Here is a 20,902-nt window from a genome sequence, read left to right as displayed (position 1 = left end):
TGACGTTGGTGCCCCTGAGGCCGCAGTAACCATTGAGGTAGAAGGGAGGCTGTTGGTGTGGCCCTGCCGCTCAGGCCACCTTTCATCCACGGCAGATGCATCACGACCTGCGGTGCCTCGACTTGAGATAGTCGTTCACCCACTTCTTGCTGCTACGCCACATGCCGTCGTCGCCCTTGACCGCACGAAGTCGTCCCCGTGCGGCAGCCACCCGAAGAGCGTTTTCGGTGACGTCGCGCGTCGCGAGAGCAGGTAGGGGGACAAGTTTGACCGGGCCAGCCACCGCTGGCATGACGAAGCGGTACAGATTCGTCGTCACGCTGCGTGCGATGAGTTCACCCAACGGGCCGAACTCGTCATTGTCGGCTCGGCGCATCGCCTGAAGGTACTTGTCGCGGTCGCGCTTGTAGATGATCGCTGGTGGATATCCAGTCCTGCAAAGTATCAAGTTGAGCACCAAACGGCCCGTCCGTCCGTTGCCGTCGAGGAACGGATGTATTTGTTCGAACCGGTTATGAACGTGGGCCAAGCGTTCGGGGAGGGGTTCCTCGGACTCGCCGCGAAGGTCATCGACGACCTTTACCCAGTCCCGCATCTGGGAGTCGACTTCCGGCCATGGCGGCGGCTTCATACCTCCTGGGAACTTGGCGATCTCGTGCTGCCGGAAGTTCCCCGGGCCTTCGGCGGGGGTGGCATGCGGATGGGGATCTACAGCCCACACGAGCGACATGGCGGTGTGGTGTATCTGGCGAACTTCCTGGAGCGTGATGAGATCTCCGTTCTGCCAGTCTCCCGGCTCCAACGCCTGCCCGTACACCCACTTCGCAGCGTCGCCGTACCCCCTCACCTCCATGTAGTCCCTGAGCGGCTTCGCGCCTACCGCCCGGCCCTCCTCAAGGAGCTTCTCCACCTCTTGCAACACGAGCGTGTTGCCCTCGATCGCAGTGCTGTTGTGTGCCTCCTGGTGCCAGATGTCAGACCAGATGTCCTCTGCCTCAGCAGGCGAAGGCAGCCCGCCCAAGCGGTCACGGAGTTCTCGAACGGCCTCGTCGAGGCGCTGATACACAGTCGCCCTGGATGGCCTGCCCGGTCCCGACACCGACGCCCCCATGATTTTGTTCGGCTGAGTCGATATAACTGTACCGAACAAAGTCAACCTGACTTGTTCGCTTCGGCCAAAAAAAGCGAACCGAACAACTCTCCCGATGCCGCGGCCAAGGAGGGAAGGACGTCGGAGCCCTCGATCGCCCTGGTCGGCGTCATCCTCCCGACATGGACTCCTTACCCAGCGAACGAACGAGATCCCCTCCGGGGAGGCTGGCCATCGCCCGGAGGTTCCAGCGCTCCCGCCCTCTGCTCACAAAAGGTCCTCAGCCCCGTCGGGCACCGAGCCGAAAGGTCATCCGCACTGCACCGGCGCCTACCACAGTGCGTTCGATGCCGGTCATTCGAAGGTGATCGGCGCCGATCCGCCTTGATCGACGGAGGAGCGACGACGAAGTTGCGCAGACGGATACGGTTCACGCCCAGAAGCTGGGCGTGAACCGTACAAGCGAAGTTCGGCGCTACTCCTCCGTCGGGACCAGGCCTGTCTGGCAGGCGCCCCACTCGGATGGGTCACCTAGCTTGACGTTGGTGCCGCCGATTCCGCAGTAGCCGTTTTTGTTGCGGTGGAGGTACTGCTGGTGGTACTCCTCGGCCGGGAAGTAGTCGCCGGCGGGGGCGATCTCGGTGGTGATGGAGCCGTGGCCGGAGCCGGTGAGCGCCTTCTGGTAGGCGTCACGCGAGGTCAGGGCGGACTTCTCCTGCTCGGGCGAGTGGAAGTGGATCGCCGAGCGGTACTGGGTGCCGATGTCGCCGCCCTGGCGCATGCCCTGCGTGGGGTCGTGGGCCTCCCAGAAGACGCGGAGCAGGTCCTCGTAGGAGATCCGGGAGGGGTCGAACACCACGCGGACCATCTCCGTGTGACCGGTCCGGCCGGTGCACACCTCCTCGTAGGTCGGGTTGGGGGTGTAGCCGCCCGCGTAACCGACCGAGGTGGACACCACGCCCGGGGTCTGCCAGAACTTACGCTCGGCACCCCAGAAGCAGCCGAGGGCGAAGTCGGCGATCTCGGTCCCGGCGGGGTACGGCGGAGCCGGCGAGACGTCGAGGACCGCGTGACGGCCGGGCATCGCCACGCTTGTGGCCCGCCCCGGGAGCGCGTCCTCCTCAGACACCATGGAAGTCTTGTCCTTGCCGAACAGCCAGCCCATCGCGAACCTCCTTCTGACACGTTCCCACCAGAAGGCAACCGTGTGGCGCGGCCATCTGTTCCCGTAAGGACTCCTTAACGGTCTAACAAGGACTGCTAATTTGTATTAAATGCGGTAAGCAGTAAAAATGGGTTACATGCCTGAATCGCGCCGTGGAGTCCTGTACGGCATCGCCGCCTACAGCATGTGGGGCCTGTTCCCGCTGTACTGGCCACTCCTGAAGCCTTCCGGTGCGCTGGAGATCCTGGCCCACCGCATCACCTGGTCTCTCATCGTCGTCGTGGCGATCCTGGTGGCCCGGCGGCACTGGTCCTGGCTCCGCGAGCTACTGCGCACCCCGGGGAAACTCGGCCTCCTCGTGCTCGCCGCCATGATCGTCACCGTCAACTGGGGCGTCTACATCTACGCCGTGAACACCGGGCACGTGGTCGAGAGCGCGCTCGGCTACTTCATCAACCCACTGGTCAGCGTGCTCTTCGGTGTCGTCCTGCTCAAGGAGCGGCTGCGGCCCTGGCAGTGGGGCGCGGTCGGACTGGGGAGCCTGGCGGTGATCATCCTCGCCGTCGACTACGGCCGGCCCCCGTGGATCGCCCTGGTGCTGGCGGTCAGCTTCGGCACCTACGGCCTGGTCAAGAAGATCGCGCAGGTGGGCGCCGCGGAGAGCATGACCGTCGAGACGCTGGTGCTGCTGCCGCCCGCGCTCGGCTACCTGCTCTACCTGCAGCAGCAGGGCACCGGCACGTTCGGGACCACGGGCGCCGGCCACGCCCTGCTGCTGGCCGGGGCCGGTGTGATCACCGCCGTTCCGCTGCTCTGCTTCACCGCCGCGGCGCTCCGGGTGCCGCTCACCATGATGGGCCTGCTGCAGTACATCGCCCCGGTGCTGCAGTTCCTCTGCGGGGTCCTCGTCGCCCACGAGGTCATGCCGCCGAGCCGCTGGGTGGGGTTCGCCGTCGTCTGGCTGGCCCTGTCGCTCTTCACCTGGGACAGCCTGCGCGCCGCCCGTGAGGCCCGCGCCCGCCGCCCTAAGACACCGGAGCCCGAGCCGGAGCCGGTGACCGCCTGACCTCCGACGACCGGGACCGGCCCCGCTCGCGGGTCAGGAACCCCGGACCAGTGTGACCAGGGGGGTCAGGTCGGGGTCGGCGCAGGCATGTTCCAGGGCCGCGGCGAGGGAGCGTTCATAGGTGGGCATGGCCTCGGTCAGCCGGGCGCGCCCGTCGACGGTGATCACCGAGTAGACGCCGCGCCGGTCGGCCGAGCACAGGTCGCGACGGGTCAGCCCGGCCTCCTCCAGCCGGGCGACCAGCCTGGTCACCGAGCTCTGGTTCAGCCCGAGGGCGTCGGCCAGCTCCTGCATCCGCAGTTCGCCGCCGGCGGCGGCGAGCCGCTCCAGCGCACGGTACTCCGACAGGCCAAGCCCGTGACCGCGCTGCAGCGCCTTGGTCAGCTCGGCCTCCACCCGGGCGTGCAGGCGCACGAACCGGTTCCAGGTCATCGTGAGTCTCCTCGAAGCGTTCGCCCTAAAAAATCCTACATTTGTCTGCAATATCGTCTTATGCCGACAAACGACGTATTACGGGAAAATCGCGACACAGTCCCCACAACCAACCACCTCCATGACCTGGCCGGAACGCGGACCCGGGGCTAGCCGGAGCGCTCGACGACGTAGTCGCAGAGGGCGAGGTAGGCGGCACGGGCTGGAATGTCCGGAAGTGCGAAAAGGTCCCTCTTGGCCCGGTCGACCCAGGCGACCAACTCGGCACGGGCCCGGGCCATGGCCGGGTTCACCCGGAGCAGACGGAGTGCCTCCTCGACGTCCTCCTCGGGCACCGGGCCGGCCAGCAGCTCACGCAGGCGGCCGTCCTCCGGGGCGTCGGACTCCAGGGCATAGAGCACCGGCAGGGTACGGATACCCTCGCGCAGGTCGGTACCGGGTGTCTTGCCGGACTCGACCGACTCGGAGGCGACGTCGAGCAGGTCGTCCCCGAGCTGCCAGCCGACCCCGATGGCCTCGCAGGCCCGGGTCAGCCGGTCGACGATCTCCGGAGACGCTCCGCTCAGCATGGCGCCGAACCGGCCGGAGGTGGCGATCAGCGAGCCGGTCTTATCGGCCAGCACGCCGATGTAGTGGGTCACGTGGTTCTCACCGCGCCGCGGGCCGATGGTCTCGCGGATCTGACCGCGCACCAGGCGCGAGAAGGTCTGAGCCTGGATCCGGATGATGTCGGGGCCCAGGTCGGCGAGGATCTCCGACGCCTGGGCGAACAGGTAGTCACCGGTCAAGATGGCCACCGTGTTGTCCCAGCGGGCGTTGGCCGACTGGGACCCCCTGCGCACCGGGGCCTCGTCCATGACGTCGTCGTGGTAGAGGGTCGCCAGATGGGTCAGCTCGATGACCACAGCCCCGGGCACCACCTCCGGGGCCCCCGGAGCCCCGAACTGGGCGGCGAGCAGCACGAGCATGGCCCGGAACCGCTTGCCACCCGCCTCGATGAGGTGCTTGGACGCCTCCGTGACGAAGGCGTCCTCACTCTCCACCGAGGAGCGCAGCAGCTTCTCGACCTGCGCCAGACCGTCGGCGAGATCCTGCGCCAGCCGCTCGTCGACGAACGGAAGATCAACAACTGGTGGCGCAGCCATGAAGCCCTACTCCCCTAACGAATGAACAGCGCGGACGCGGCCTGGTCCGCCAACGTGAGCACCGGCTGAGGAAAGACCCCCAGCACTACCGTAGCCGCTGCGGCGAGAGCCACCACGGCCGAGGTCCCCACGCTGGGCGCGGCGATGCTCGGGCCGTCCGCGGCCGGCTCGTTGAAGAACATCAGCACGATCACGCGGACGTAGAAGAACGCGGCGATCGCCGAACTCACCACACCCACGATGACCAGCGGCAGCGCACCGCCGCCGACCGCCGCCGTGAACACGGCGTACTTGCCGAAGAAACCGCTCGTCAGCGGGATGCCGGCGAAGGCCAGCAGGAAGAAGGCGAAGGTGCCCGCCAGCACCGGGGCCCGCTTGCCGAGCCCGGCCCACCGGGACAGATGCCCGGCCTCGCCGCCCGCGTCGCGGACCATGGTGACCACCGCGAAGGCGCCGACCGTGGTGAAGCCGTACGCGGCCAGGTAGAACAGGATCGCCGACAGCGACTGGGAGTTCTGCTCCGCGGCGCCGGTGGCGATCACGCCGGTGAGCAGGAAGCCCGCGTGCGCGATCGAGGAGTAGGCCAGCATGCGCTTGATGTCGGTCTGGGTGATCGCCAGGATCGCACCGACGATCATGGTCAGGATCGCGACGCCCCACATGGCCGGGCGCCAGTCCCAGTCCAGATTGCCCAGGGCGACCCAGAAGACGCGGAGCACGGCGCCGAAGGCCGCCACCAGCACGGTGGAGGCCATCAGGGCGGTGACCGCGGTGGGCGCGCCCTGATAGACGTCGGGCTTCCACGCCTGGAACGGCGCCGCACCGATCTTGAAAAGCAGGCCGACGCCGACCAGCGCGGTGCCGACGAGCAGCAGGGGCTCGTTGCCGGAGACCGTGCCGAGCGACTCGCTGATGGCCCGCAGGTCGACCGAGCCCGCGTAGCCGTACAGCAGGGCCATGCCGTACAGGAAGAACGCCGAGGAGAAGGCGCCGAGCAGGAAGTACTTGACCGACGCCTCCTGCGAGAGCAGGCGGCGACGGCGGGCCAGGCCGCAGAGAAGGTACAGCGGCAGGGACATGACCTCCAGGGCCACGAACATGATCAGCAGGTCGTTGGCCGCCGGGAAGAGCAGCATGCCGCCGACCGCGAAGAGCAGCAGCGGGTAGACCTCGGTCTGGGCGAACCCGCTGCGGACCGCGTTCTCCTCGTCGACGCTGCCCGGTACGGCCGCCGCCTGCGCGACGAACTGCTCGTCGTCGTTGATCAGCAGCGTGCTGATGAAGGCCAGGATGAGGATGATGCCCCAGATGAACAGGGAAGGGCCGTCCACCGCGACCGAGCCCATCGCGGCGGGCGTGGCCGGCAGGCCGTTGGCCGCGGCCATCACGGTCGTGACGAACGCGCCGAACAGCGTCAGCAGCGTGAGCGGCACGTGGATCGACTTGCGCAGGTAGCGGGGCGCGAACGCCTCGACCAGCACACCGACGATCGCCGCGGTGAACACGATCAGCACCGGGAAGAGCAGGGCGTACTCGATCGTCGGAGCTTGGATGGTGCCGTTCACTGCCCGGCCCCCTTCTTGTCAGCGACGGCCGGCGGGTTGACGTGGACGTTGGACAGCGTGTGGTCCACCGCCGGATTGATCATGTCGAGCGCCGGCTTGGGGAAGAAGCCGAGGGCGATGATCACCGCGATCAGCGGGCCCACCACCCACTTCTCCCGGATGTTGAGGTCCGGGAGGGTCTTGACGGACTCGGCCGTGGGGCCGGTCATCGTGCGCTGGTACATCCACAGGATGTACACGGCCGCCAGGACCACGCCGCTGGTGGCGATGACCGCCGGAACGACGTAGCGCTCGTAGGTGCCGATCAGGACCATGAACTCGCTGACGAACGTGGACAGCCCCGGCAGCGAGAGGCCGGACAGGCCGGCGATCAGGAAGGTGCCGGCCAGCAGCGGGGCGACCTTCTGCACGCCCCCGTAGTCGGCGATCTGGCTGGAACCCCGGCGGTAGATCAGGAAGCCGGCGATCAGGAAGAGCGCGCCGGTCGAGAAACCGTGGTTGACCATGTAGAGGGTGGCACCCGCACCGGCGTCGGTGGTCATCGCGAAGACGCCCAGCGCGATGAAACCGAAGTGCGAGATCGAGGTGTAGGCGATCAGGCGCTTCATGTCGGTCTGGCCGATGGCCACGATCGCGCCGTAGACGATGCCCACCACCGCGAGCACGATCACCAGCGGGGTGAAGAACTTGGCGGCGTCGGGGAACAGCTCCAGGCAGAAGCGGAGCATGCCGTAGGTGCCGACCTTGTCCAGCACGCCGACCAGCAGTACGGCGGCGCCGGCCGGGGCCTGTGCCGCCGCGTCGGGCAGCCAGGTGTGGAACGGCCAGAGCGGCGCCTTGACCGCGAACGCGATGAAGAAGCCGAGGAAGAGCCATTTCTGCGTGGCCGGGTCCTGGATGACCCCGATCAGCTCGGGGAACATGAAGGTGCCCTTGTCGGCGATCACGTAGAGCGCGATCACCGCGACCAGCATGAGCAGCCCGCCGAAGAGCGAGTAGAGCAGGAACTTCACGGCCGCGTAGGACCGCTGGGCGCCACCGTACGACCCGATCATGAAGTACATCGGGATCAGCATGGCTTCGAAGAAGACGTAGAAGAGGAAGACGTCGGTCGCCGCGAAGACGCCGATCATCATCGCCTCCAGCACCAGCAGCAGCGCGAAGTAGGTCTTCACCGACCGCTTGGGCGGGGCCGCGGCCCCGGTGCCGTCGGCGTCGTGCCAGGAGGCCAGGATCACGATCGGCACGAGGATCGCCGACAGCGCGATCAGCACCAGGGCGATGCCGTCCACGCCGACGCCGTAGTGCACCCCGAAGCGCGGGATCCACTCGTGGACCTCGGCGAACTGGAACCGGGTGGCCTTGGACGCGCCCAGGGACGGGTCGAACAGGGCCGCCATGACGACGGTCAGTGCCAGCACGACCAGCGAGACCGCCAGGGCCACTTGCTTGGCCAGTTTGTCACTCTTGACAAGGGAGACACCCACCGCGCCCAGTACGGGCACGGCCATCAGGGTCGAGAGCCAGGGCATCACATGTTCCCTACGTAGAGCAGCGCGCCAACGACCAGGGCGGCACCGAAGAGGATGGACAACGCGTAGGACCGTACGTAGCCGGTCTGGATGCGACGCAGCCGCCCGGAGGTGCCGCCGATCGCCGCGGCGAGCCCGTTGACCAGGCCGTCGATGCCACGGTTGTCGAAGAACACCGCGATCCGGGTCAGCCACTGACCGGGACGCATGAACAGTGCCTCGTTCAGGGCGTCGCCGTACAGGTCACGGCGGGCGAACGTGGTGAGGAAGGAGCCGCGCGGGGCGACCCGGGGCACTTCGGCCGCGCCGTACCTGAACCAGGCGAAGGCGGCGCCGGCGGCGACCAGTGCGAGTGTGGCGAGACCGGGGAGGGTGAGGGGGTGGAAGGAGGGCAGGTGCTCGGGACGGCCGACGGCCGGGGCGAGGAACAGCATGAGCCGGTTGCCCAGGATCAGGAAGGCTCCGAGGAAGATCGAGCCGACGGACAGGATGACCAGCGGCACGGTCATGATCGAGGGCGACTCGTGCGGGTGCGCGTCGTCGGCCCAGCGCCTCCCTCCGAAGAAGGTCATGAAGATCATCCGCGACATGTAGAAGCCGGTGATGCCGGCGCCCACGACCGCGAGCCAGCCGAGGATCTCGCTGTGCTCCATGGCCGTCTCGATGATGCCGTCCTTGGTGAAGTAACCGGACAGCAGCGGGAAGCCGATGATCGCCAGGTAGCCGACGATGAAGGTGATCGCGGTGACCCTCATCACCGGGAACAGCCCGCCGTACCGGCGCATGTCGACCTCGTCGTTCATGGCGTGCATGACGGAGCCCGCGCCGAGGAACATGTTGGCCTTGAAGAAGCCGTGGGTGATCAGGTGCGCGATCGCGAAGGCGTAGCCCACCGGGCCGAGACCCGCGCCGAGCATCATGTAGCCGATCTGCGACATCGTCGAGCCCGCCAGGCCCTTCTTGATGTCGTCCTTGGCGCAACCGATGATCGCACCGGCCAGCAGCGTGGCCACGCCGACGATGGTGACGACCAGCTGCGCGGTGGGGGCGGCCTCGAAGAAGACGCCGGACCTGACGACCAGGTAGACACCGGCGGTGACCATGGTCGCGGCGTGGATGAGTGCCGAGACCGGGGTCGGGCCCTCCATCGCGTCCAGCAGCCACGACTGCAGCGGGAGCTGGGCGGACTTGCCGCACGCGCCGAGGAGCAGCAGCAGGCCGATCGCGGTCAGCGTGCCCTGCGACGCCTGGCCCGACTTCAGGGCCTCGCCCACCACGGTGCCGGAGAGCTCACCGAAGGCGACCGAGCCGAACGTCGTCCAGACCGTGAAGATCGCGATCAGCAGGCCGACGTCGCCGACGCGGTTGACGATGAACGCCTTCTTGGCGGCCGCCGCCGCGGACGGCTTGAACTGCCAGAAGCCGATCAGCAGGTACGAGGCCAGGCCCACGCCCTCCCAGCCGATGAACAGGCCGACGTAGTTGTCGGCCAGCACCAGCAGGAGCATCGCCGCGACGAACAGGTTCAGATAGGCGAAGAACCGGCGCCGGTCGGGGTCGTGCGACATGTAGCCGATCGAGTAGATGTGGATCAGCGAGCCCACACCGGTGATCAGCAGGGCGAAGCTGATCGACAGCGGGTCGATCAGCACACCCATGTCGGCCAGGCCGGGGATGAACTGGTACAGCTGGATCCCCTGGCGGCGCTCCCCCTCGGGCAGGCCGAGCAGCTCGACGAAGGAGAGGAGGGCGATCACGAAGGCGGCCAGCGACATGCCGACGGCGAGGAGATGCCCCCAGCGGTCGGTACGGCGCCCGCCCAGCAGCAGGATCGCGGCACCGAGCAGCGGCAGGGCGATCATCAGCCAGGAGACCCCGATCACTCCACCGGAGTGCTGGACGATCTCAACGGGAGATTGCACCGGCCACCTCTTAGTACTTCAGCAGGTTGACGTCGTCGACCGACGCGGACCTGCGGGTTCGGAAGATCATCACGATGATGGCAAGGCCGATCACGACCTCGGCCGCGGCCACCACCATCACGAAGAACGCGATGATCTGGCCGTCCAGGTTCCCGTGCTGCCTGGCGAAGGTGACGAACGCGAGGTTGCAGGCGTTGAGCATGAGCTCCACGCACATGAACACCACGATCGCGTTGCGCCGGGTCAGCACGCCGATGGCGCCGATCGCGAACAGCAGTGCGGAGAGCACCAGGTAGTGAGTGGTCACTTGACGTCCTCCCGGTGAGCCGCTTCCTGCGCGGCGCCGCTCTCCACGTCGCCGTCCCGCACGTCGTCCCGCACGGTGACGTCCAGCTCCTCGCCGTCTTGCGCGACGACCTCCCGCGGGACGCCGTTGCCGTTGACGCCGTTGGCGCCGCGCGCGTCACCGTCCCGCGCGTCGTCTCGCGCCGGTCCCTCGTTCTTCACGACGACGTCCCGGCTGAGGATCTGCCTGACGAGCGCGGCCTTCTCCGGGTCGCTGGGCACGACGCCGTCCTCCCTGTCGTGCCTGGCGAGCACCCGGTTGATGGACTTGGGCGACACCGTGCCGTCGGGCAGCAGCGCCGGCATGTCGATGGCGTTGTGCAGGGCGTAGGTGCCCGGCCCCGGCAGGGGCGACGGCTGCGGGCCCAGGAAGCGGGCGCGGGACAGGTCCCGCTGGGTGGCCTTGGGCCGTACCCGCTCGCGGTGGGCCAGGACCATCGCGCCGAGCGCGGCGGTGATCAGCAACGCCGAGGTGACCTCGAAGGCGAAGACGTACCTGGTGAAGACCAGTTCAGCGAGGGCGGGAATGTTGCCGCCCGCCTGCCGTACCGCGCCGTCGAGACCCGTCGCCGGGCCGAACGCCACGTTGCCGACCGCCAGCGCGAGCAGGGCGGCGAAGCCCAGGCCCGCGACGGCCGCCCAGATCCGCTGCCCCTTGATCGTCTCGACCAGTGAGTCCGCGGAGTCCACGCCGACGAGCATCAGCACGAACAGGAAGAGCATCATGACCGCGCCGGTGTAGACGATGATCTGCACCGCGGCGAGGAAGGGAGCGTCCTGGACGGCGTAGAGCACGGCCAGGGAGAGCATGACCACGCCGAGCATGAGAGCCGAGTAGACGGCCTTGCGGCTGAAGACGAGTCCGAGTGCGGCGGACACCGACACGGTCGCCAGCACCCAGAACGTGATGGTCTCACCCATTGTTACGTCCCAGCCGGTAGTAGTCCTCTTCGGTCTCGCCGAGGCGCATGGCGTGGGGTGGGACCTCCATGCCGGGGCCGAGGGGCGACAGGAGCATCTCCTTGGTGTAGATGAGGCTCTCGCGGCTCGTGTCGGCGAGCTCGTACTCGTTGGTCATGGTCAGCGCGCGGGTCGGGCAGGCCTCGATGCACAGGCCGCACAGGATGCACCGCAGATAGTTGATCTGGTAGGTGCGCCCGTAGCGCTCACCCGGCGAGTATCGCTCCTGGTCGGTGTTGTCCGCCCCCTCGACGAAGATCGCGTCGGCCGGGCAGGCCCAGGCGCAGAGCTCACAGCCGACGCACTTCTCCAGGCCGTCGGGCCAGCGGTTGAGCTGGTGCCGGCCGTGGAAGCGCGGAGCCGTGGGCCGCTTATCCTCGGGGTAGTTGACCGTTTCGACCTTCTTGAACATCGTGTGGAAGGTCACGCCGAACCCCTTGATGGGGTTCAGCCAATCAGTTGCTCCCACTGGGAACCTCCTTGCGCTCTACCCCGTGGTAGTGCGGCAGGTCGAGCGGCGGCACAGGGAAGCCGCCCGCGGCCGGTTCGGCGACGAGCTGTTCGAACTCCGCCTCGACCTGGCCGGCCTTGGCCTCCTTGCGCTTCTGCATCACGTGGTCGAAGCGCCACCACAGCCCGAAGCATCCGACGAGCACCAGCCCGGCCAAGATCACGACCAGCTGCCTGTTGACGCCCTGGAGCTGGTAGGCCTTCATGGTGGCGACCAGGAGGATCCAGCCCAGGTTGACCGGGATGAGGATCTTCCAGCCGAGGGCCATCAGCTGGTCGTAGCGGACTCGCGGCAGCGAGGCGCGGCACCAGATGAAGAAGGTGAAGACCATCACCATCTTCAGGAAGAACCAGAGCAGCGGCCACCAGCCGGCGTTGGCCCCGTCCCAGAGCGAGATGGGGAACGGCGCCCGCCACCCGCCCATGAACAGGGTGATCGACACGGCGGACACCACGAAGACGTTGACGTACTCGGCGAGCATGATGACGGCGAACTTCAGCGAGTTGGAGTACTCGGTCTGGAAGCCGCCGACCAGCTCGCCCTCACCCTCGGGCAGGTCGAAGGGGACCCGGTTGGTCTCGCCCAGCATCGTGACGATGTAGATCAGGAAGGACGGGATCAGCAGGATCATGTACCAGGACGGCATCGGGATGCTGAGGCCGCCCAGCGCGAGCACCTTGCCCCCCGCCTGCGAGGCGACGATCTCCGAGGTGGAGAGCGTCCCCGCGTACAGGAACACGCCCACGAACGACAGGCCCATGGCGATCTCGTAGGAGACCACCTGGGCACTGGCCCGCAGACCGCCCAGCATCGAGTACGGCGAGCGCGACCCCCAGCCGGCGAGCACGATGCCGTACACGCTGATCGAGGCCATCGCCAGCACCAGCAGCACCGCGACCGGCAGGTCGGTGAGCTGCAGCGGCGTCTCGACGCCGAACATCGAGACCTTCGGCCCCATGGGGATGACGGAGAAGGCCAGGAAGGCCGGGACCGCGAGGACGATCGGGGCGATGAAGTAGATCACCTTGTCCACGGTCCGCGGCATCAGGTCTTCCTTCAGACCCATCTTCAGACCGTCGGCCACCGACTGGAGCAGGCCGAACTTTCCGGCCCTGTTGGGGCCGTACCGGTTCTGCATGCGGGAGATGAGCTTGCGCTCGAACCACACGCCGAACAGCACGCCCAGCATCAGGACGGCGAAGATGACGACGGCCTTGATGATGCTGATCCAGAGCGGGTCCTTGCCGAAGTCGGCGAGGGAGGGATCGGCCGCCAGAAGAGTGCTCGTGTTCATTGGTCGCTCACCGCTTCTCGTTCGCTTCGCGGGCGACTGTCGTGCCGGAGACGCGCTCCGCGGGCACGGCCTCGCCGGCCGTCGTACCGGAGGCGCGCCCCGGAGACACCGTGCTCATCGCGTCGGCCCCGTTCCGGTGGGCACTCCCGATCCTGACGACGTCACCGGCCGTGGCGCGCAGGTCGCGGGTGACCGAGTGGCCGCCGGAGTTGGACGGCAGCCACACCACCCGGTCGGGCAGGTCGGCGATCCGCACCGGCAGGCTCAGCGAGCCGCCCTCGGCGGTAACAGTGATCTTGTCGCCGTCGACCAGCCCCGACTCGGCCGCGGTCGCCGCCGACACCAGCGCCTCGCCCGGGTGGGCGGTGCCAGCGAGGTACGGCTCGCCGTCCTGCAGGCGGCCGTCGTCGAGCAGCAGGTGCCAGGTGGCCAGGATCGCCTCCCCCGCGCGCGCGACGGCGGCCGGTCGGCCGGCCACGGCCGGAGCCGCGGCCCGGGAGCCGCGCCAGGCGCCGAGCGCGCCGAGCTCGCGGCGGGCGGCCGCCGGGTCGGGGAGACCCAGGTGCACGTCCATGTGGTCGGCGATCGCCGAGACGGCCCGCAGGTCGCTCATGATCCCCGGAACCGGGAGCGCCTCCTCGAAGGTGCGCCCGCGCCCCTCCCAGTTGACGAACGTGCCGGACTTCTCGGCCACCACGGCGACCGGCAGCACCACGTCGGCGCGGTCGGTGACCGCGCTGACGCGCTGCTCCAGGCTCACGATGAACGGGGTGTTCTCCAGGGCCGCCAGGGCGGCGTCGGGGTCGGCCAGGTCGCCGGGGTCGACTCCGGCGACGACGAGGGCGTCGAGCTCCCCGTCGAGCGCCGCCGCCAGGATGCCGGAGGTGTCGCGGCCCGGGGCCTCGGGGAGCGAGGCGACGTTCCACGCCCTCGCCACATCGGCGCGGGCGGTCGCGTCGTCGATCGGGCGGCCGATCGGCAGCAGGTTGGGCAGCGCTCCGGCCTCGACGGCCCCTCGCTCACCGGCGCGGCGCGGCACCCAGGCCAGGCGGGCCCCGCTGGAGGCGGCGAGCCGTACCAGCGCGGAGAGCGCGCCCGGCACGGTGGCGAGCCGCTCGCCGACGAGGATGATCGCGCCCGGCTGCCTGACCGCCTCGGCGGCGGGGGAGGCGCCGAAGATCAGGTCCTCGACGGCCGTGGCCTCGGCGCCGGGCAGCGTGCGGATCAGCGTGCCGCCCATCCTGTCCAGGCCGGGGGCGGCGAACGGCGCGACCGCGAAGACCTTCAGGCCCTTCTTCCGCCACGCCTTGCGCAGGCGCAGGAAGACGATCGGCGACTCCTCCTCCGGCTCGAAGCCCACCAGCAGCACGGCCGGGGCGCTCGTAAGGTCGCGGTAGCGGACCTCGATGCCCTTGCCCGCGACGGCGTGCGCGAGGAACCGCGCCTCCTCGGCGGAGTGGGGACGGGCGCGGAAGTCGACGTCGTTGCTGTCGAGTGCGATCCGGGCGAACTTGGCGTACCCGTAGGCCTCCTCGACGGTCACACGACCACCGACCAGCACGGCGGCGCGTCCGCGGGCGGCGAGCAGGCCCTCGGCGGCCGCGGCGAGCGCCTCGGGCCAGGACGCCGGGACCAGACGGCCCTCCTCGTCACGGACGAGCGGGGTCCTCAGCCGGTCGGGCTGGGTGGCGTAGGTGAAGGCCCAGCGGCCCTTGTCGCAGTTCCACTCCTCGTTGACCTCCGGGTCGTCCCCGGCCAGGCGGCGGGTCACCCTGCCCCGGCGGTGGTCGGTGCGGAGCGAGCAACCGCTGGCGCAGTGCTCGCACGCGCCGGGGGTGGAGACCAGGTCGAACGGGCGGGCCTGGAAGCGGTAGGCGGCGCCGGTCAGCGCGCCCACCGGGCAGATCTGGATGGTGTTGCCGGAGAAGTAGGACTCGAACGGCTCCCCGTCGGCGGTCCGCACCTGCTCCTTGGCCCCGCGCTCGAAGAACTCGATGAGCGGGTCACCGGCGATCTCATCGGAGAAGCGGATGCAGCGGGCGCACTGCACGCAGCGCTCGCGGTCGAGCAGCACCTCGGTCGAGAGCGCGATGGGCTTCTCGAAGGTGCGCTTCCTCTCCTCGAAGCGGCTCTCGCCCTGGCCGTTGGACATGGCCTGGTTCTGCAGCGGGCACTCGCCGCCCTTGTCGCAGACCGGGCAGTCCAGCGGGTGGTTGAGCAGCAGCATCTCCATGACGCCGCGCTGCGCCTTCTCCGCGATCGGGGAGGTGAGCTGGGTCTGGACGACCATGCCGGGGGCGACCTCGATGGCGCAGGAGGGCTGCGGCTTGGGGAAGCCCCGGCCGTTTCCCGCGTCGGTGATGTCCACCAGGCACTGACGGCAGTTGGCCGCGGGCTCCAGCAGCGGGTGGTCGCAGAACCGGGGGATCTGGATGCCGAGCAGCTCGGCCGCCCGGATGATCAGTGTGCCCTTGGGGACACTCACCTGGAAACCGTCGATGGTGAGGGTTACCAGGTCTACCGGCGCCTTGGCCGGGGTGGTCGCTTCGACGGTCATGGCGCCTCCTCCGTCGGCCTCATGACCGAAACGGTGCCGTGCTTGCTGGTTGCCGCGCTTCGCCCGGTCACTTGGCGCCCCATACCGTGGAGGGGGCGTGATCGAACGGGCAGCCACCGATCTCGAAGTGCTTGAGGTATTCGTCCCTGAAGTACTTCACCGAGGAGTGGATGGGGCTGGTGGCCCCGTCCCCCAGGGCGCAGAAGGAGCGGCCCAGGATGTTGTCGGCGATGTCGGTGATCGTGGTCAGGTCCTCCTCGGTGCCCTGCCCCTTCTCCAGCCGCTTGAGCACCTGCTTGAGCCAGAAGGTGCCCTCCCGGCAGGGGGTGCACTTGCCGCAGGACTCGTGGGCGTAGAACTCGGTCCAGCGGAGTACGGCGCGCACCACGCAGGTGGTCTCGTCGAAGATCTGCAGGGCCCGGGTGCCGAGCATGGAGCCCTTGGCCCCGACCGACTCGAAGTCGAGCGGGACGTCCAGGTGCTCGTCGGTGAAGATCGGGGTGCTCGATCCGCCGGGGGTCCAGAACTTGATCCGGTGGCCCTGGCGGATCCCGCCCGCCATGTCGAGCAGCTCGCGCAGCGTGATGCCGAGCGGAGCCTCGTACTGGCCGGGGCGGGTGACGTGGCCGCTCAGCGAGAAGATGCCGAAGCCCGTGGACTTCTCGGTGCCCATTCCGGCGAACCAGGCGGCCCCGTTGGAGATGATCGAGGGAACACTGGCGATCGACTCGACGTTGTTCACCACGGTCGGCGAGGCGTACAGGCCCGCCACGGCCGGGAAGGGGGGCTTGAGCCGAGGTTGGCCGCGATAGCCCTCCAGCGAGTCCAGCAGCGCCGTCTCCTCACCGCAGATGTAGGCTCCGGCCCCGCTGTGGACCACCAGCTCCAGGTCGAAACCGGTGCCGAAGATGTCCCTGCCGAGCAGGCCCTTGCCGTAGGCTTCGGCCACGGCCGCCTGCAGGCGGCGGATGACGTGCAGCACCTCGCCGCGCACGTAGATGAACGCGTGGTTGGCCCGGATGGCGTAAGACGCGATGAGGACGCCCTCGACCAGCGAGTGCGGGTTGGCCATCATCAGCGGAATGTCCTTGCAGGTGCCCGGCTCCGACTCGTCGGCGTTGACCACGAGATAGTGCGGCTTGCCGTCACCCTGGGGGATGAAGCCCCATTTCAGGCCGGTGGGGAAGCCCGCGCCGCCACGGCCGCGCAGTCCGGAGTCCTTGACGGCCTGGATGACGGCGTCGGGGTCCATGCCCAGCGCCTTCCTGGCCGCCGAGTAGTCGCCGTAACCGTCCAGGGTGAAGGCGTCGGACTGGTCCCAGTTCGCCGTGAGGACCGGGGTAAGAGTGGTCACCTTGTCTCCTCGCCCAGCGCCCCGTCGCGACGCGACGGGGTGGCGCTGTGCTGATCGGCTCGCTCGCTCACTGCTCGGGGGCCTTCCATCCGTTGGCCCTGGCGACCTTCAGGCCCTCCAGGGAGGGGCCGTTCGCCGCGGGGCCCTCACCGGCCAGGCCGTCGGGCAGGCCCGACAGCACGTGGGAGGCCTCCTTGAAGGTGCACAGCCTGTTCGGCCCCCGGGTCGGCGGGACCTGCCGGCCGGCCCTCAGGTCGTCGACGAGCTGCTTGGCCGAGTCGGGCGTCTGGTTGTCGAAGAACTCCCAGTTGACCATCATCACCGGGGCGAAGTCGCAGGCGGCGTTGCACTCCAGCCGCTCCAGCGAGACCTTCCCGTCCGGGGTCACCTCGTCGTGGCCGACCCCGGTGTGCTCGGAGAGCTCCTCCCAGATCTGGTCGCCGCCCATGACGGCGCAGAGCGTGTTGATGCAGACGCCGACGTGGTACTCGCCCATCGGCCTGCGCTTGTACATCGTGTAGAACGTGGAGACGCCGACGACCTCGGCCTTGCTCAGGCCGAGCATCTCGGCGCAGAACTCGTGGCCGTCGTCGGAGACGTAGCCGTCCTCCGACTGCACCAGGTGCAGCAGGGGCAGCAGGGCCGACCGCGGCTTGGGGTAGCGGCCGATGATCTCCTTGGCGTCCCGCTCCAGACGCTCACGGACCTTTGGTGCGTAACCCGTGTTCAAGGTCGCGCCCCCCTCCTCGTTCGCCGACCGGCCGCTCCGCTCTCCCGCCGGTGTGCCGCCGGGGTTCGGGGACGGGCTCCGCTCGCTCATCGGTCCACACCTCCCATGACCGGGTCGATCGACGCCACCGCGGAGATGACGTCCGCGACCATGCCACCCTCGCATGTCACGGGCATGGCCTGCAGATTCGTGAATGACGGGTCGCGGAAGTGTACGCGGTAGGGTCGCGTGCCGCCGTCGCTGACCACGTGGGCGCCGAGCTCGCCGCGGGGCGACTCGACCGAGGCGTACGCCTGCCCCGCCGGGACCCGGAAGCCCTCGGTCACCAGCTTGAAGTGGTGGATCAGCGCCTCCATCGAGCCGCTCATGATGTGGGCGATGTGGTCGGGCGAGTTACCCAGGCCGTCGGGGCCGAGCGCGAGCTGCGCGGGCCAGCCGATCTTCTTGTCGTCCACCATGACGCGACCGCCCTTGAGCGGGCCGGACAGCCGGTCGAGAGCCTGCTCAATGATCTTGAGTGACTCCTCCATCTCGGCCATCCGCACCAGGTAGCGGCCGTAGACGTCGGCGGTCTTCTCGGTCGGGACGTCGAACTGGTAGGTCTCGTAGCCGCAGTAGGGCTGCGACTTGCGCAGGTCCCACGGCAGGCCCGCGGCCCGCAGCATCGGGCCGGTGACGCCCAGCGCCATGCAGCCGGTGAGGTCGAGGTAGGCGATGTCCTTGGTGCGGGCCAGGTAGACCGGGTTGGCGTCGAGCATCTTGCGCATGTCCTTGATGCGCCCCGGCATGACCTTGAGCAGCTCGCCGACCTTGTCCACGGCACCGGCCGGGAGGTCGACGGAGACGCCGCCGGGCCGGATGTAGGCCATGTTCATCCGCAGGCCGGTGATGTACTCCATCACGTCGAGCACCATCTCGCGCTCGCGGGCCCCGAACAGGAACGGCGTGGTCGCGCCCAGCTCCATGCCGAAGGTGCCGATGGCCACCATGTGCGAGGAGATGCGGGTGAGCTCCATCATCATCACGCGGATGGCCTGGGCCCGGTCGGGGATCCGGTCGGTGATGCCGAGGAGCTTCTCGACGCCCAGGCAGTACGCGGTCTCATTGAAGATCGGCGCGAGGTAGTCCATGCGGGTGACGAACGTGGTCCCCTGGGTCCACGTCCGGAACTCCATGTTCTTCTCGATGCCGGTGTGCAGGTAACCGATGACCGTGCGGGCCTCGGTGACCGTCTCGCCGTCCAGGTTCAGGACCAGGCGGAGCACCCCGTGCGTGGACGGGTGCTGCGGGCCCATGTTGATCACGAGCTTCTCGTCCTGCTGGCCGCTGAGGGTCTCGACCAGTTCCGTCCAGTCGTTGCCCGAGACGGTGTAGACCCTGCCCTCGGTGGCCTCCTCATTGGGAGCGTTCACGAGTACGACCTCCTCTGGTCCGGCGCGGGGATCTCGGCGCCGCGGTACTCGACCGGGATGCCGCCGAGCGGGTAGTCCTTGCGCTGGGGGTGACCGTCCCAGTCGTCGGGCATCATGATGCGGGTCAGCGCCGGGTGACCGTCGAAAACGATGCCGAAGAAGTCCCAGGTCTCCCGTTCGTGCCAGTCGTGGGTGGGGTAGACCGAGACGGTGGAGGGGATGTGCGGGTCGGTGTCGGGGCAGGACACCTCCAGACGCAGGCGGCGGTTGTTCGTGATCGAGCACAGGTGGATCACCGCGCGCAGCTCCTCCCCCTTCAGGTGGGGATAGTGCACGCCGGAGACGCCCAGCGAGAGCTCGAAGCGGAGCGCGGGGTCGTCGCGCAGAGTCCTGGCGACCTCGACCAGGCGGTCCCGCCTGACGTACAGGGTCAGCTCGCCCCGGTCCACGACGACACGCTCGATCGCGACGCCGAGGTCGCCGCCGAGCGCGCGCTCCAGCTCGTCGGCCACGGTGTCGAAGTAGCCGCCGTAGGGGCGGGGCGTGGACAGCTCGGGCTTGCGCCGTACGGCCAGCCGGCCGTAGCCGGAGGTGTCACCGGTGCCCGAGGCGCCGAACATGCCCAGGCGGGCGATCGGCCCGTCGGGGGCCTCGGGGAGGTTGTCAGTGCTCATCGGTCGCCTTACCGCTCCTCGTTGGCTGCGCACGGGGCCACAGGACACGCCCGCGGCACCGCGTGCCGTCCGCCGCGGGCCCGTCCGGAAAACCCGGGGGGCGCGGTGCTCACCGCGCCGGGTTCGCGCCTCATGTGGCGGTCCCCTGCTCGATCAGGGGCAGTGTCCGCAGGGCCTGCTGTTCGAGCTCGTCGATCTGCTTGGCCCGGTGCGCGCCGAACTTCATGTTCTGGATCTTGTCGTGCAGCTTCACGATCGCGTCGATGAGCATCTCCGGCCTCGGCGGGCAGCCGGGCAGGTAGATGTCGACCGGGACGACGTGGTCCACGCCCTGCACGATGGCGTAGTTGTTGAACATGCCTCCGCTGGACGCGCAGACGCCCATGGCGATGACCCACTTGGGCTCGGCCATCTGGTCGTAGATCTGGCGCAGCACCGGGGCCATCTTCTGCGACAGCCGGCCCGCCACGATCATGAGGTCGGCCTGGCGCGGAGACGCCGAAGCGCGCTCCATACCGAAGCGCGCCAGGTCGTGCTTGGGACCACCGGTGGACATCAGCTCGATGGCGCAGCAGGCGAGGCCGAAGGTCGCCGGCCAGACGGAGTTCTTACGCGCCCAGCCGGCCACCTGCTCGACCGTGCTGAGCATGAACCCGCTCGGAAGTTTCTCTTCAAGACCCATATCTAGTCCCAGTCCAGACCCTTGCGGCGCCACACGTACGCGTAGGCCACGAGCACGGTGACGATGAACAGCACCATCTCCACCAACCCGAAGACGCCGAGCCGGTCGAACGCGACCGCCCACGGGTAGAGGAAGATGATCTCGATGTCGAACACGATGAAGAGCATCGCGGTGATCATGTACTTCAACGGGAAGCGACCGCCGCCGACCGGCTGGGGCGTCGGCTGGATACCGCACTCGTAGGCGTCCAGTTTCGCGCGGTTCCAGCGCCTGGGACCGGTGAAGGGCGCGACCGTCACCGAGAAGATCGCAAAACCCGCCGCGAGAACGGCGAGCACCAGAATGGGTGCGTACAATTCCATCGCTACGCCTCCTCTCCCATCTCCACGCGCGCCGACGCGTAGCTCATCATGTCGTTTCGTCGTGCACGTCGTCGTGCAAGTCTAGGTAGAGCGGCCATCCCTGC

The 20,902-nt window shown here is 68.5% G+C and carries 19 protein-coding genes; 1 reads left to right on the top strand and 18 read right to left on the bottom strand.

Features of this window, described 5'->3' with window-relative positions; translation table 11 throughout:
- Positions 1-100 precede the first annotated feature (100 nt).
- Positions 101-1,066 carry a Fic family protein gene (locus ABZ194_RS14075; RefSeq protein WP_355595952.1) on the bottom strand — a complete coding sequence of 322 codons (966 nt, stop codon included), beginning with the start codon at positions 1,064-1,066 and terminating at the stop codon, positions 101-103.
- 499 nt (positions 1,067-1,565) lie between these two features.
- Positions 1,566-2,255, bottom strand: coding sequence for a peptide-methionine (S)-S-oxide reductase MsrA (gene msrA / locus ABZ194_RS14070; RefSeq protein WP_355595950.1), 690 nt, complete (start codon positions 2,253-2,255; stop codon positions 1,566-1,568).
- A gap of 136 nt (positions 2,256-2,391) precedes the next feature.
- On the opposite strand from msrA, the gene rarD reads away from it, so the two are divergent.
- Positions 2,392-3,321: an EamA family transporter RarD gene (gene rarD / locus ABZ194_RS14065; protein ID WP_355595948.1), complete on the top strand. Its 930-nt coding sequence runs from the start codon at positions 2,392-2,394 to the stop codon at positions 3,319-3,321.
- Between the two features lie 33 nt (positions 3,322-3,354).
- On the opposite strand, the gene ABZ194_RS14060 is transcribed toward rarD, so the two are convergent.
- From ABZ194_RS14060 to ABZ194_RS13985, 16 genes are all read right to left on the bottom strand, one after another.
- Complete coding sequence (locus ABZ194_RS14060) at positions 3,355-3,753, bottom strand: MarR family transcriptional regulator (protein WP_355595946.1); 399 nt, start codon at positions 3,751-3,753, stop codon at positions 3,355-3,357.
- 149 nt (positions 3,754-3,902) lie between these two features.
- The gene (locus ABZ194_RS14055) at positions 3,903-4,898 is read right to left on the bottom strand and encodes a polyprenyl synthetase family protein (RefSeq protein ID WP_355595944.1); all 996 of its coding nucleotides are present in this window, start codon (positions 4,896-4,898) and stop codon (positions 3,903-3,905) included.
- Between the two features lie 14 nt (positions 4,899-4,912).
- Complete coding sequence (gene nuoN, locus ABZ194_RS14050) at positions 4,913-6,463, bottom strand: NADH-quinone oxidoreductase subunit NuoN (protein WP_355595942.1); 1,551 nt, start codon at positions 6,461-6,463, stop codon at positions 4,913-4,915.
- Positions 6,460-7,995 carry an NADH-quinone oxidoreductase subunit M gene (locus tag ABZ194_RS14045; protein ID WP_355595940.1) on the bottom strand — a complete coding sequence of 512 codons (1,536 nt, stop codon included), beginning with the start codon at positions 7,993-7,995 and terminating at the stop codon, positions 6,460-6,462. Before ABZ194_RS14045 ends, nuoN begins: the two co-directional genes overlap by 4 nt.
- Positions 7,995-9,857 (bottom strand): NADH-quinone oxidoreductase subunit L, encoded by a 1,863-nt coding sequence (gene nuoL, locus ABZ194_RS14040; RefSeq protein WP_355596044.1) that lies wholly within the window; start codon positions 9,855-9,857, stop codon positions 7,995-7,997. The genes ABZ194_RS14045 and nuoL overlap by 1 nt, the downstream gene beginning before the upstream one ends.
- 70 nt (positions 9,858-9,927) lie before the next feature.
- Positions 9,928-10,224, bottom strand: a complete 297-nt coding sequence (gene nuoK, locus ABZ194_RS14035; protein WP_355595938.1) for an NADH-quinone oxidoreductase subunit NuoK — start codon at positions 10,222-10,224, stop codon at positions 9,928-9,930.
- On the bottom strand, positions 10,221-11,183 hold the full coding sequence (locus ABZ194_RS14030; protein WP_355595936.1) for an NADH-quinone oxidoreductase subunit J: 963 nt from the start codon (positions 11,181-11,183) through the stop codon (positions 10,221-10,223). Before ABZ194_RS14030 ends, nuoK begins: the two co-directional genes overlap by 4 nt.
- Positions 11,176-11,691 (bottom strand): NADH-quinone oxidoreductase subunit NuoI, encoded by a 516-nt coding sequence (gene nuoI, locus ABZ194_RS14025; protein ID WP_355595934.1) that lies wholly within the window; start codon positions 11,689-11,691, stop codon positions 11,176-11,178. The genes ABZ194_RS14030 and nuoI overlap by 8 nt, the downstream gene beginning before the upstream one ends.
- Positions 11,678-13,027 carry an NADH-quinone oxidoreductase subunit NuoH gene (nuoH, locus tag ABZ194_RS14020; protein WP_355595932.1) on the bottom strand — a complete coding sequence of 450 codons (1,350 nt, stop codon included), beginning with the start codon at positions 13,025-13,027 and terminating at the stop codon, positions 11,678-11,680. The genes nuoI and nuoH overlap by 14 nt, the downstream gene beginning before the upstream one ends.
- Positions 13,028-13,034: 7 nt before the next feature.
- A complete protein-coding gene (locus ABZ194_RS14015; protein WP_355595930.1) occupies positions 13,035-15,584 on the bottom strand; it encodes an NADH-quinone oxidoreductase subunit G in 2,550 nt (849 codons plus the stop codon).
- A gap of 67 nt (positions 15,585-15,651) precedes the next feature.
- Positions 15,652-16,938 carry an NADH-quinone oxidoreductase subunit NuoF gene (gene nuoF, locus ABZ194_RS14010; protein WP_355595928.1) on the bottom strand — a complete coding sequence of 429 codons (1,287 nt, stop codon included), beginning with the start codon at positions 16,936-16,938 and terminating at the stop codon, positions 15,652-15,654.
- 67 nt (positions 16,939-17,005) lie between these two features.
- On the bottom strand, positions 17,006-17,758 hold the full coding sequence (nuoE, locus tag ABZ194_RS14005; protein ID WP_355595926.1) for an NADH-quinone oxidoreductase subunit NuoE: 753 nt from the start codon (positions 17,756-17,758) through the stop codon (positions 17,006-17,008).
- Complete coding sequence (locus ABZ194_RS14000) at positions 17,755-19,011, bottom strand: NADH-quinone oxidoreductase subunit D (protein WP_355596042.1); 1,257 nt, start codon at positions 19,009-19,011, stop codon at positions 17,755-17,757. The genes nuoE and ABZ194_RS14000 overlap by 4 nt, the downstream gene beginning before the upstream one ends.
- A 65-nt stretch (positions 19,012-19,076) precedes the next feature.
- Entirely contained in the window at positions 19,077-19,754 is a 678-nt protein-coding gene (locus tag ABZ194_RS13995; RefSeq protein ID WP_355595924.1) for an NADH-quinone oxidoreductase subunit C, read from the bottom strand.
- 130 nt (positions 19,755-19,884) lie between these two features.
- On the bottom strand, positions 19,885-20,436 hold the full coding sequence (locus tag ABZ194_RS13990) for an NADH-quinone oxidoreductase subunit B family protein (protein WP_355595922.1): 552 nt from the start codon (positions 20,434-20,436) through the stop codon (positions 19,885-19,887).
- A gap of 2 nt (positions 20,437-20,438) precedes the next feature.
- Entirely contained in the window at positions 20,439-20,798 is a 360-nt protein-coding gene (locus ABZ194_RS13985; RefSeq protein WP_355595920.1) for an NADH-quinone oxidoreductase subunit A, read from the bottom strand.
- Between the last annotated feature and the right edge of the window lie 104 nt (positions 20,799-20,902).

The organism is Streptosporangium sp. NPDC006007, from assembly GCF_040614315.1.
GTDB lineage: Bacteria > Actinomycetota > Actinomycetes > Streptosporangiales > Streptosporangiaceae > Streptosporangium.
This window is presented reverse-complemented; position numbering and strand designations above follow the sequence as displayed.

Excerpts from the sequence above, each read along its gene's own strand:
- msrA (WP_355595950.1), bottom strand. The coding sequence starts at position 2,255 with ATGGGCTGGCTGTTCGGCAAGGACAAGACTTCCATGGTGTCTGAGGAG.
- rarD (WP_355595948.1), top strand. The coding sequence starts at position 2,392 with ATGCCTGAATCGCGCCGTGGAGTCCTGTACGGCATCGCCGCCTACAGC.
- ABZ194_RS14060 (WP_355595946.1), bottom strand. The coding sequence starts at position 3,753 with ATGACCTGGAACCGGTTCGTGCGCCTGCACGCCCGGGTGGAGGCCGAG.
- ABZ194_RS14055 (WP_355595944.1), bottom strand. The coding sequence starts at position 4,898 with ATGGCTGCGCCACCAGTTGTTGATCTTCCGTTCGTCGACGAGCGGCTG.
- ABZ194_RS14045 (WP_355595940.1), bottom strand. The coding sequence starts at position 7,995 with ATGCCCTGGCTCTCGACCCTGATGGCCGTGCCCGTACTGGGCGCGGTG.
- nuoL (WP_355596044.1), bottom strand. The coding sequence starts at position 9,857 with ATGATCGCCCTGCCGCTGCTCGGTGCCGCGATCCTGCTGCTGGGCGGG.
- ABZ194_RS14030 (WP_355595936.1), bottom strand. The coding sequence starts at position 11,183 with ATGGGTGAGACCATCACGTTCTGGGTGCTGGCGACCGTGTCGGTGTCC.
- nuoH (WP_355595932.1), bottom strand. The coding sequence starts at position 13,027 with ATGAACACGAGCACTCTTCTGGCGGCCGATCCCTCCCTCGCCGACTTC.
- ABZ194_RS14015 (WP_355595930.1), bottom strand. The coding sequence starts at position 15,584 with ATGACCGTCGAAGCGACCACCCCGGCCAAGGCGCCGGTAGACCTGGTA.
- nuoE (WP_355595926.1), bottom strand. The coding sequence starts at position 17,758 with ATGAGCGAGCGGAGCCCGTCCCCGAACCCCGGCGGCACACCGGCGGGA.
- ABZ194_RS13995 (WP_355595924.1), bottom strand. The coding sequence starts at position 19,754 with ATGAGCACTGACAACCTCCCCGAGGCCCCCGACGGGCCGATCGCCCGC.
- ABZ194_RS13990 (WP_355595922.1), bottom strand. The coding sequence starts at position 20,436 with ATGGGTCTTGAAGAGAAACTTCCGAGCGGGTTCATGCTCAGCACGGTC.
- ABZ194_RS13985 (WP_355595920.1), bottom strand. The coding sequence starts at position 20,798 with ATGGAATTGTACGCACCCATTCTGGTGCTCGCCGTTCTCGCGGCGGGT.